This is a genomic window from Blautia aquisgranensis (assembly GCF_040096615.1).
Taxonomy (GTDB): Bacteria; Bacillota; Clostridia; order Lachnospirales; family Lachnospiraceae; genus Blautia_A; species Blautia_A aquisgranensis.
This window is the reverse complement of the sequence record NZ_JBBMEJ010000017.1, coordinates 43,781-55,489: the sequence shown is the minus strand read 5'-3', so window position 1 is coordinate 55,489 and position 11,709 is coordinate 43,781. Positions and strand designations below refer to the sequence as shown.

Annotated in this window: 8 protein-coding genes; all 8 read left to right on the top strand. The window is 45.9% G+C overall.

Annotation, left to right across the window (positions count from 1 at the left end; translation table 11 throughout):
- Window positions 1-160: 160 nt before the first annotated feature.
- The 8 genes from mutS (at window position 161) to WMO28_RS13285 (ending at window position 11,700) form a co-directional block, all read left to right on the top strand.
- Complete coding sequence (mutS, locus tag WMO28_RS13320; protein WP_349057284.1) at window positions 161-2,779, top strand: DNA mismatch repair protein MutS; 2,619 nt, start codon at window positions 161-163, stop codon at window positions 2,777-2,779.
- 4 nt (window positions 2,780-2,783) lie between these two features.
- Window positions 2,784-4,817, top strand: coding sequence for a DNA mismatch repair endonuclease MutL (mutL, locus tag WMO28_RS13315; protein WP_349057283.1), 2,034 nt, complete (start codon window positions 2,784-2,786; stop codon window positions 4,815-4,817).
- A gap of 17 nt (window positions 4,818-4,834) precedes the next feature.
- Complete coding sequence (miaA, locus tag WMO28_RS13310; protein WP_349057282.1) at window positions 4,835-5,788, top strand: tRNA (adenosine(37)-N6)-dimethylallyltransferase MiaA; 954 nt, start codon at window positions 4,835-4,837, stop codon at window positions 5,786-5,788.
- 21 nt (window positions 5,789-5,809) lie between these two features.
- The gene (locus WMO28_RS13305) at window positions 5,810-7,084 is read left to right on the top strand and encodes a methionine gamma-lyase family protein (protein ID WP_349057281.1); all 1,275 of its coding nucleotides are present in this window, start codon (window positions 5,810-5,812) and stop codon (window positions 7,082-7,084) included.
- Complete coding sequence (locus WMO28_RS13300) at window positions 7,081-8,259, top strand: BaiN/RdsA family NAD(P)/FAD-dependent oxidoreductase (RefSeq protein WP_349057280.1); 1,179 nt, start codon at window positions 7,081-7,083, stop codon at window positions 8,257-8,259. The genes WMO28_RS13305 and WMO28_RS13300 overlap by 4 nt, the downstream gene beginning before the upstream one ends.
- Entirely contained in the window at window positions 8,256-9,857 is a 1,602-nt protein-coding gene (locus tag WMO28_RS13295; protein WP_349057278.1) for an NAD(P)/FAD-dependent oxidoreductase, read from the top strand. The genes WMO28_RS13300 and WMO28_RS13295 overlap by 4 nt, the downstream gene beginning before the upstream one ends.
- Window positions 9,858-9,963: 106 nt before the next feature.
- Entirely contained in the window at window positions 9,964-10,674 is a 711-nt protein-coding gene (gene radC / locus WMO28_RS13290; RefSeq protein ID WP_349057277.1) for a RadC family protein, read from the top strand.
- 12 nt (window positions 10,675-10,686) lie between these two features.
- The gene (locus tag WMO28_RS13285) at window positions 10,687-11,700 is read left to right on the top strand and encodes a rod shape-determining protein (protein ID WP_349057276.1); all 1,014 of its coding nucleotides are present in this window, start codon (window positions 10,687-10,689) and stop codon (window positions 11,698-11,700) included.
- Window positions 11,701-11,709 lie beyond the last annotated feature (9 nt).

The window sequence follows — 11,709 nt, the reverse complement described above, 5'->3', positions numbered from 1 at the left end:
GATGAAATGAGATTTTAGGAAGAGGTTTAAATATTTGGAAAAAACAAGAAACACTGAAGAAGAAAAAAAAATGGGTCAAAAGTGGGTCAAAGAGGAACATAAAGCATCTACAAGCCGCATAAATACAGGGTTTCCAGTTAACACTGGGAAATTATCACCGATGATGCGAGAATACGTAAAGACCAAAGAGGAATACAGTGACTGCATTCTTTTTTACCGGCTGGGAGATTTCTACGAAATGTTTTTCACAGACGCACTGACTGCATCAAAGGAGCTGGAGATCACACTTACAGGAAAAGACTGCGGATTAGAAGAGAGAGCGCCCATGTGTGGCGTTCCTTTTCATGCTGCAGAAACCTATATCAACAAGCTGATTGAAAAGGGATATAAAGTTGCGATCTGTGAGCAGGTGGAAGATCCCAAAAAGGCCAAGGGTCTTGTAAAACGTGAGGTTGTCCGTATCGTAACCCCCGGAACCACTCTGGATGCCATGGCACTGGACGAATCCAAGAATAATTATCTGATGTCTATTGTTTCCATAGGAGATCATTTTGGCTGTGCCATTGCAGATATTACCACAGGAGACTGCTTCCTGACGGAGATGGATAAACCGCAGAAACTTCTGGACGAGATCAATAAATTCGCTCCGGCAGAGATCATCTGTAACGATGCGTTTCTTTTAAGCGGCATTGATATTGATGATCTGAAAGGACGTCTGGGAATCTGCGTGTTTGCACTGGATCCGTGGTATTTTGATGATCAGCTCTGCCAGAAAACACTGATAGAGCATTTCCATGTAGGAAATCTGGAGGGACTTGGAATCGCAGATTATGACAGTGGAGTTATTGCTTCCGGTGCTCTGTTTCTGTACCTGAAAGAAACCCAGAAGACAGCGCTTTCTCATATGGCAAGTATTCGTCCGTATTCCGCGGAAAAATATATGCTTATCGACAGTTCCAGCCGCCGAAATCTGGAGCTTGTGGAGACCATGCGCGAAAAACAGAAAAGAGGCTCCCTTCTCTGGGTTCTGGATAAGACAAAAACAGCCATGGGTGCCAGAACATTACGCTCTTACGTGGAACAGCCGCTTATTGATGCAGAAGAAATCGAAAAAAGGTTAGAAGCACTGGAAGAACTTAATTCCAGGCCAATGGAACGTGACGAAATCCGGGAATATTTAAACCCGATCTACGATCTGGAGCGTCTTATCAGCCGTATCAGCTATAAATCAGCGAATCCAAGAGATCTGGTTTCTTTTGCCTCCTCTCTGGAAATGCTCCCATATATAAAACAGAACCTGGCAGAATTTAAATCTCCACTGCTTCAGCGGATTAATGAGGATATGGATCCACTGACAGATATCACAGCTCTGATCCGGAGTTCTATCACAGATGATCCGCCCCTTGCTCAAAAAGACGGCGGTATTATCCGCGAAGGTTTCAACGAAGACGTTGACAAATTCCGCCGTTCCCGCACAGATGGAAAAAAATGGCTCTCTGAACTGGAAGCAAGAGAGCGTGAGCGAACAGGTATCAAGAGCCTTAAGATCAAGTATAACCGTGTATTTGGTTATTCCCTGGAGGTCACCAATACCTTTAAGGAACTGGTACCGGAGGATTATGTCCGCAAGCAGACACTGACCAATGCCGAACGTTATATTACCCAGGAATTAAAAGATCTGGAGGATCTGATCCTGGGTGCAGAAGATAAACTGTATGCACTGGAATTCGAGTTGTTTTCCAGTATCCGTGATCAGGTCGGTGCGGAGGTTGTCCGTATTCAGCGTACAGCCAAAGCTGTGGCCGCGCTGGATGTTTTTGCGTCCCTTGCACTGGTTGCACAACGAAATAATTTTGTCCGTCCAAAGATCAATGAGACTGGTCTTATTGATATCCGCAACGGTCGTCATCCGGTAGTGGAACAGATGATAGAGAATGACATGTTTATACCGAATGATACCTATTTGGATAATCACAAAAAACGTATTTCCATTATCACAGGACCGAACATGGCTGGTAAATCTACTTACATGCGTCAGACAGCACTGATCGTACTGATGGCACAGATCGGAAGTTTTGTTCCGGCTGACAGTGCAAACATCGGTGTCGTGGACCGGATCTTTACCCGTGTAGGTGCATCTGATGACCTGGCAAGCGGACAGAGTACGTTTATGGTGGAGATGACAGAGGTTGCCAATATCCTTCGAAACGCTACATCCAAGAGCCTTCTGATTCTGGATGAGATCGGCCGCGGAACCAGTACCTTTGACGGACTTTCCATTGCATGGGCTGTGATCGAGCACATCAGCAATACCAAGCTTTGCGGAGCAAAGACCTTATTTGCAACGCACTATCATGAGCTTACTGAACTGGAGGGCAAGCTTTCCGGAGTAAACAATTACTGTATCGCTGTCAAGGAAAACGGCGACGATATCGTATTTTTACGTAAGATCGTAAAAGGTGGTGCAGACAAGAGCTACGGTATTCAGGTGGCCAAACTTGCCGGTGTTCCGGATTCCGTGATCCAGCGTGCAAAAGAGCTGGTAGAAGAGCTCAGCGATGCGGATATCACAGCAGCGGTCAAGGATCTGACTGCTCCGAAGAAAAAACAGAAGATCAGCTATGACCAAGTAGATATGGCGCAGATGTCTCTGTTTGACACTGTGCAGGACAACGACATCATCGAAGAGATCAAAAACCTGGAGATCGGCAATCTGACGCCGATGGAAGCTTTAAATATTCTCTATAATCTGCAGAACAAAATAAAGAACCGGTGGTGATCCTTTGAGAAAAATTGCAGTTTTAGACCAGAATACGATTGATAAGATCGCAGCAGGAGAGGTTGTAGAGCGGCCTTCTTCTGTTGTCAAGGAGCTTGTGGAAAATGCGATTGACGCAGGAGCAACAGCGATCACTGTGGAGATCACTGACGGCGGAAAAAGACTGATCCGTATTACAGACAACGGTTCCGGAATGGAGGCTGAACAGGTTCCTCTGGCTTTTCTCCGGCATGCCACAAGCAAGATTGAAAAAGTTGAAGACCTGACACATATTGCATCCTTAGGCTTTCGTGGTGAGGCACTTTCCAGTATTGCCGCCGTTTCTCAGGTAGAGCTGATCACAAAAACACCCTCTGCCATCAGCGGTACCCGCTATGTGATCGAAGGCGGTCAGGAACAGTCCCTGGAAGAAATGGGTGCGCCGGAAGGAACCACGTTCCTGATCCGGAATCTTTTTTATAACACACCAGCCAGAAGTAAATTTCTGAAATCTGATATGACAGAAGCCGGTTATATCAATACACTGATGGAGCAGCTTGCGCTTTCTCATCCTGAGATTTCCTTTAAATATATCCAGAACCGGCAGGTCAAGCTCTCAAGTTCCGGAAATTACAGCGTAAAGGATGTTATATACAGTGTTTACGGCCGGGAGATCGCCAAGGCACTTCTGGATGTTTCCTATGAGAACGATTTCATGAAGATCGAAGGCTTTGTGGGAAAACCGGAAATTTCCAGAGGAAACCGTACTTTCGAGAACTATTATATCAATGGACGATATGTAAAAAACAAGATTATTACGAAAGCAATCGAGGATGGATATAAAGGATTTGTCATGCAGCATAAATTTCCTTTTGTTTCGCTTCGGATTGAAATGGATGGCAATGATCTGGACGTTAATGTACATCCTGCAAAAAGAGAAGTGCGCTTTGCCAGAGAGACGGAGGTTTATACCGCGATTTATGAGACTGTCCGCAAAGCTGTGACACAGCGGGAGCTGATTCCGCAGGTATCTGTCGGAAAGGAAGAGCCTGCATCTCGTATGAAGCGTCCCGGAACCGGAAATATCGGGAATGTGCCAGAACCGTTTGAGACCAAAAGACGGCAGGCTATGTATGGGAAGCTTCAGGAGAATCCTTCGTATCTGTCATCAGATCAGTCAAAGACATCTGCGCCGCAGACCTTTACCAGGGAAGAGGAGGAGATGTTTGCCGGAACACTGAAGGGGGCGGTATCTGCAGTATCTGCTTCCGGACATACCGTGGAGACTGCGTCCAATGCAGTTCTGGATGCCATGACAAAGGTAACTGGCTTCGATCATACAGAAACAGATAATAATATGAATTTTCATGCTCAGACTGAAACAGCTCCTGGTTCTGTTTCAGAATCACCGAAGTCAGAACAATCTGCACCGCCCAAACAACTGGAATTATTCGAAGAAAAGCTTCTCGCTCCGGAATCCAGAAGCCGCCATAAGCTGATCGGACAGTTATTCGATACTTACTGGCTGGTACAGTTTGAAAATAATTTTTATATCATTGATCAGCATGCCGCGCATGAAAAAGTATATTATGAGCGTTTTGTAAAACTGTTTAAATCTCAGGAGATCCAGTCTCAGTATTTAAGCCCGCCTCTGATCGTTTCACTCAGTCTTGAAGAGGAATCTCTGTTTAAGGCCAATGAGCAGTATTTCCGTGATTTTGGATTTGATATTGAACCCTTTGGAGGCCGGGAATACAGTATCAGCGCAGTACCTTCCCTGCTTCTTGGCATGACGGAAGAAGAGCTTTTTCTGGAAATGCTGGATCATCTGACAGCAGATGGTTCCAAAGATGCCTTTGAACTCTTTACTGCAAAACTTGCTACCATGGCCTGCAAGGCAGCTGTAAAGGGCAACCATGCCATGTCCCCGCAGGAGGCAGATAAGCTGATCGATGAGCTTCTGACGCTGGACAATCCATACAACTGTCCACATGGAAGACCGACAATCATATCCATGACAAAAACTGAAATCGAAAAAAAATTCAAACGTATCGTATAAATATAATGGAGGAAATTATGAAAAAACCTCTTATTGTCCTTACCGGACCTACGGCCGTAGGAAAAACAAAGCTCTCCATTGCACTTGCAAAAGCAGTAAACGGCGAGATCATTTCTGCGGATTCCATGCAGGTATACCGCCATATGGATATCGGTTCCGCAAAGATCACCCCGCAGGAGATGGATGGTGTACCCCATCACCTGGTTGATGTGCTGGAGCCAACCGAAGATTTTAATATCGTACTGTTTCAGCAGCTGGCAAAAAAATCCATGGATGAGATCTATGCCAGGGGACGGATCCCGATCCTGGTAGGCGGTACCGGCTTTTATATTCAGGCAGTAACAAGAGATATTGATTTTACCCAGTCTGAACAGGACGATCATTACCGTCAGGAACTGGAGGAACTTGCAGCACAGAAGGGAAATACATTTCTTCACAATATGCTGGCAGAAGTTGATCCGAAATCTGCAAAGGAAATCCATGAAAACAATGTAAAGCGTGTGATCCGCGCCTTGGAATTCTATAAACAGAATGGCAACCGGATCTCCGAGCATAATGAAGAACAGAAAGAACATGAAAGTCCTTATGATCTGGCATATTTTGTTCTGAATGCGCCACGTCCGCTTCTCTATGAGAGAATCGACACACGTGTAGATGAAATGCTGGATAATGGCCTTGTGGAAGAAGTGAAACATCTTCAGGAAATGGGATGTCACAGAGGAATGGTTTCCATGCAGGGTCTGGGTTATAAAGAAATCCTGGCATGGCTCGAAGGGGAATATCCTTACGAGGAAGCCGTCCGTATCCTGAAACGGGATACCAGACACTTTGCCAAACGCCAGCTTACTTGGTTCCGCCGTGAGGGAGAGGTAACCTGGGTGGATAAAGATAAATTTGATTACAATGACAGCAGAATTCTTGAGTATATGCTCTCTGTATGCAGGGAAAAAGGAATACTTTCTGCTAATTAATAAAAAAGGAATAGGATTATTATGAAAGAATTATATGCACAGCTTGGAATCTCCTCAGAGGTTTATGATTTTGGTAAGAAAGTAGAAGATTCCCTGAAAGAACGTTTTGAAAAATTTGATAAAACAGCGGAGTATAACCAGATGAAAGTTATTCACGCCATGCAGAAGAACCGTGTCAGTGAAGCCTGCTTCGGAGCCTCTTCCGGATATGGCTACAATGATCTTGGACGTGAAACCCTGGAACAGGTTTACGCAGATACTTTTCATACAGAGGCTTGTCTGGTCCGCCCGCAGATCACCTGTGGAACTCACGCACTTGCAATCGCCCTGTTTGGAAATCTCCGCCCGGGCGATGAGCTGCTTTCCCCTGTGGGAAAACCTTATGACACACTGGAAGAAGTTATCGGAATCCGTCCTTCCACAGGTTCACTTGCGGAATATGGGGTAAAATATCGTCAGGTAGACCTTCTTTATGATGGCACCTTCGATTATGAAAACATCAAAAAAGCCATCAACGATAAGACGAAGCTGGTAACGATCCAGCGCTCCAAGGGTTATCAGACACGCCCGTCATTTTCTGTAAAACAGATCGGCGAACTGATCGCATTCGTAAAGAAAATCAAGCCGGATGTGATCTGTATGGTAGATAACTGTTACGGTGAATTCGTAGATACGATCGAGCCAAGTGATGTAGGTGCCGACATTATGGTGGGATCCCTGATCAAAAATCCAGGTGGCGGACTTGCTCCGATCGGTGGCTATATTGCCGGCCGCAAAGACTGCGTGGAAAATGCTTCTTACCGCATGACCTGCCCGGGACTTGGAATGGAAGTGGGCGCAACTCTCGGTGTGAACCGTTCTCTGTTCCAGGGATTTTTCCTTGCTCCAATGGTTACAAAGGGTGCTTTGAAGGGAGCTGTTTTTGCAGCAAATATTTATGAAAAGCTTGGTTTCCCTGTTGTACCGAACAGCACAGAACCACGCCAGGATATCATCCAGGCCGTAACACTTGGAACACCGGAAGGTCTTGTTGCATTCTGCCAGGGAATCCAGGCAGCAGCACCGGTAGACAGCTTTGTAACACCGGAACCATGGGATATGCCGGGATATGACAGCCAGGTTATTATGGCGGCAGGTGCTTTCATCCAAGGATCTTCTATCGAACTCTCTGCAGACGGACCTATGAAACCGCCATATGCTGTTTATTTCCAGGGAGGTCTTACCTGGGAGCATGCGAAGCTTGGAATCCTGAAATCTCTTCAGTACATGGTTAATAAGGATCTTGTAAAATTATGAAACATATTATCATTGTAGGTGCAGGAGCCTCCGGACTTGTGGCAGCAATAAGTGCTGCCGCAAACGGAGCTGCTGTCACAGTTCTGGAACGCAACGACCGTCCGGGCCGGAAAATCTGTGCTACGGGCAATGGACGCTGTAATATGACAAACCTTCAGAAATCGGCAGATACTTACAGAGGAACGCATCCGGAATTCGTGAAAGACGCTCTGGAACAGTTTTCTGTGGAAGATACCCTGGAGTTTTTTCGTAAGTTAGGAATCTGTACAACAGACCGCAGCTGCTGGATCTATCCGCGAAGTAACCAGGCACAGAGTGTTGTTGATGTCCTTACCCTAAAAGCCCGCAGTCTGAAAATAAAGCTTAAGACAAACCAGCTTGTTACAGGAGTGTCTTTCTCAGGCGGACACTGGAATGTCCATACAGATGGCTGGACCTATACCTGTGATGCAGTGATTCTTGCCAATGGTTCCAGAGCTTCTTCTGTTGCAGGCTCCGGCGAAAGCGGATACCAGATTGCCGAAAGCCTCGGACATCATCTGATTGAACCGCTTCCTGCACTGACCGCTTTGAAATGCAGGGGAAATTCTTTTTCCGGATGGAGTGGTGTGCGTACGGAGGGAAAAATAACCCTTTATATCGATGGGACACCAGTTGCATCACAGCAGGGCGAGCTGCAGCTTACTGACTATGGAATATCCGGAATTCCGGTATTTCAGATTTCCCGTTATGCAATACGTGCAGTCCATGAGAAGAAAGCAGTGGAGCTCTCGGTAAACTTTTTTCCGGAATTATCATCAAAAGAGCTCGAAGAATACCTGGAACATCGCAGGAAGGACTGCCCATATAAAAACGAAAGAGAACTTCTCACAGGAATTTTTCCGGAAAAACTGATTCGTATATTGACAGCACAGAGAGAGCTTATCTCTGCGATCACAGACTTCCGGCTTTCTGTCAAAGACGGACTTTCTTTTGAACAGGCACAGGTGTGCTCAGGAGGAGTCGATACAAGTGAAGTAAACAGTTATTCCATGGAGTCCCGGCTTCATCGGGGGCTCTATTTTGCCGGAGAGCTTCTTGATATAGACGGAACCTGTGGAGGTTACAATCTCCAGTGGGCCTGGTCAAGTGGAGCAGTTGCCGGCCTTCACGCCGTAAAGGAGGATAATGTATGATCCGTATCACGCAGCTGAAGCTTCCCATCACACATACAGAAGAACAGCTTCAGAAAAAAATCGCAAAAACACTTCGTCTTGGTGCAGCACCTTTCACTTATAAAATTCATAAACAATCCCTGGATGCCCGCCACAAGGACGATAAAAAATTTGTTTATACCGTTGATGTAAAAACAGAACAAGAAGCCTGCACCCTTAAAAAAGTTCACAATAAAAACATTATGTTAACCAAAGAAACTTGCTATCATTTTCCTTCACCGGGTTCGGCTGAACTTGTTCATCCGCCGGTCGTGATCGGAAGTGGTCCGGCGGGCCTTTTCTGCGCCTGGTATCTTGCAAAAGCAGGTTACCGGCCTCTTGTGCTGGAGCGTGGTGAGGAAGCGGACAAGCGTCAGAAAACAGTAGAAAATTTCTGGAAAAACGGCGTGCTTGACCCGGATTCCAATGTACAGTTCGGAGAGGGCGGTGCAGGAACTTTTTCCGACGGAAAGCTGAATACCCTTGTAAAAGACACCTTCGGAAGAGGAAAGGAGGTTCTTGCACGATTTGTGGAGGCCGGAGCACCGAAGGAAATCCTGTATCAGCAGAAACCGCATCTTGGAACAGATCAGCTGGTCGGAATTGTGCAGTTTATGCGTCACCAGATCGAGGAAATGGGCGGTCAGTTCCGTTTTCGTTCCACAGTAACGGATCTTCTTATTCAGGATGACCGTCTGGAAGCCGTTATGGTGAATGATCAGGAGCGGATCCCTGCCGAAGTCTGCATTCTGGCTCCCGGACATAGTGCGAGAGATACGTTTGCCATGCTGAATAAACGGGGAGTCTGCATGGAACCGAAATCCTTTGCGGTTGGCGTCCGTGTAGAACATCCGCAGACGATGATCAATGAGGATCTTTACGGCGAACCGGAAAACGACCTCCTGGGTGCTGCCAGCTACAAGGTTACGCATACGCTGGAAAATGGTCGTGGTGTTTATTCTTTCTGCATGTGCCCCGGCGGCTATGTGGTAAATGCGTCATCCGAAGAAGGTTTGCTTGCAGTAAATGGTATGAGTTATCAGGCGCGTGACAGTCACAATGCCAACAGTGCGATCATTGTAACCGTCAATCCTTCTGATTTTCCGGAGGAAAGTGTTCTCGGAGGAATTGCCCTCCAGAGAAATCTGGAACGTGCAGCCTGGGAGGCAGGCAATGGAAAAGTCCCGGTGCAGCTTTTTGAGGATTACTGCAAAAAGCAGAAAAGCTCACAGCTCAGAGAGGTACAGCCATGTATCAAAGGAGAGTATACCCTTGCCGATGTGCGGAGTATTTTCCCGAAGGAGATCGGCGATTCTATTGAAGCTGGTATTCATGCCTTTGGCAAAAAGCTCTCCGGCTTTGACAGACCGGATGCTCTTCTGGAAGGCGTGGAAAGCCGAACTTCCTCCCCGGTAAGAATCGTAAGAGATCACAAAGAACTTATTTCTAATATAGAAGGAATTTATCCGTGTGGGGAGGGTGCCGGATATGCAGGTGGTATTACTTCTGCGGCTATGGACGGAATCAAAGTGGCAGAAGCAGTAGCAGAATTTTATTCCCTGCCTGTAAACAAAATGTGAAAAAAGTGGAAATTTTCGGGATAGAGTGTACATCCCCTATTTTTTATGCTAAAATAATCACTGCAATTTTGCATTTCCTTCTTCCGGGAGCGAAAAGGAAATTTAAATGAAAGATACAATCATGGAAATGCCAGGTTATCAGCGACCGTATGAGAAATGTCTGCGGGAAGGAGAGCAGTCTTTAAGTGACAGAGAGCTTCTGGCTGTGATTCTGCGCTGTGGTGTGCAGGGATCAAGTTCTCTTGCACTGGCAGATGAGATCCTTAATTTATCAGAACATTCCGGACATTCCGGACTTCTCGGACTTTTTCATATCTCCCTGCCGGAGCTTATGAAGATTCACGGGATCGGTAAGGTAAAAGCCATACAGCTGAAATGTATCGGGGAACTTTCCAAGCGTATGGCCACTGCAGCCGCGAAGCCAGAGATGTCTTTTAATCATCCTGTCACAATTGCCAGATATTATATGGAACGACTGCGTCATGAAGAACAGGAGCTTTTGTACTGTATGATGCTGGATGGACATAATCATCTGACCGGCGAGCAGCTTTTAAGCCGTGGAACTGCCAATGCCACGTTGATCACTCCCAGAGAGATTTTTGTGGAGGCAGTGAAATACCGTGCGGTAAATCTGATTCTTGTCCATAATCATCCAGGCGGCGATCCATCCCCAAGTCAGGCAGACCTGGATGTGACAAAGCGTGTTTATCAGACAGGGGAACTTATGGGAATACACCTTCTGGATCATATTATCATAGGTGACCAGAAATATATCAGCTTCCGCGAAAAAGGAATTTTTGATGAGTACACAGAATAAAGGGGCAGATTTATGCTTTTTAAAAATCATTACGGAGTAGATCTGGGGAGCAGTTCTGTAAAAGTCTATTCCGTTTTCAGAAATAAAACCTACATAGAAAAAAATATGGTGGCCTATCGTAAACAGAGGATTCTGGCTATTGGCAATGAGGCCTATGAAATGTTTGAGAAAGCACCGGCAGATATTTCCGTTAATTCTCCAATGGCCTTTGGTATGATCGCAAATCTGGAGCTTCAGGAGATCGTTCTTTACAGTATGATGCGTAAGATTGATCATACGTCAGGTCTTGGTGCAGATATGTATTTTGCAGTGCCGCTAGATATGACTGCTATCGAAAAAAGAGCTTATTATCATCTTGTCAATGGGCACTGGCTTCGGAAAAACAGGGTATTCATGGTCGAATCGCCTATTGCAGATGCGATTGCCATGAATGTTGATCTGGAAAAAGAAGAGGGCAGTATGATCGTTAATATCGGCGCCCAGAGTACGGAATTTTCCATCATTACCAGTGGCAAGATCATCATCAGCCGTAAAATTCCTATCGGAGGGCGGCAGATGAATGAATCTATCTGCAGCGAGATCCGTAAAAAATATAATCTCCAGGTTGGAACGCGTACAGCCAAACGGCTGAAACTGGTCATGGGACGTCTGAATGATCAGAAAAAAGAAGCGCGTAAGGTCGTAGGAATCGACAGTGTTTCCGGTCTTCCCAGAGAAGAAGTGGTATCTGCATCTGTAGTTAATGAAGGCATCATCAATTGTATCAATCAGATTGCAGCTGAGATGAAGACCTTTCTGGAGCGTACACCGCCTCAGATCGCATATAATATTGCCAAAGAGGGAATTTATCTGACAGGTGGAAGCACAAGACTTCCATATATTGATAATTATCTGGCAGGCTATACAGGTTTTGCATTTAATCTTTCCGATTTGTACGAAACTTCTGCTGTGCGTGGACTTGAAAAGATCATTCGTGACAGAGATTTACGTAAGTGGGCGCAGCCCGTAAAGCAGAAAAAATTATAAAGGGGTATG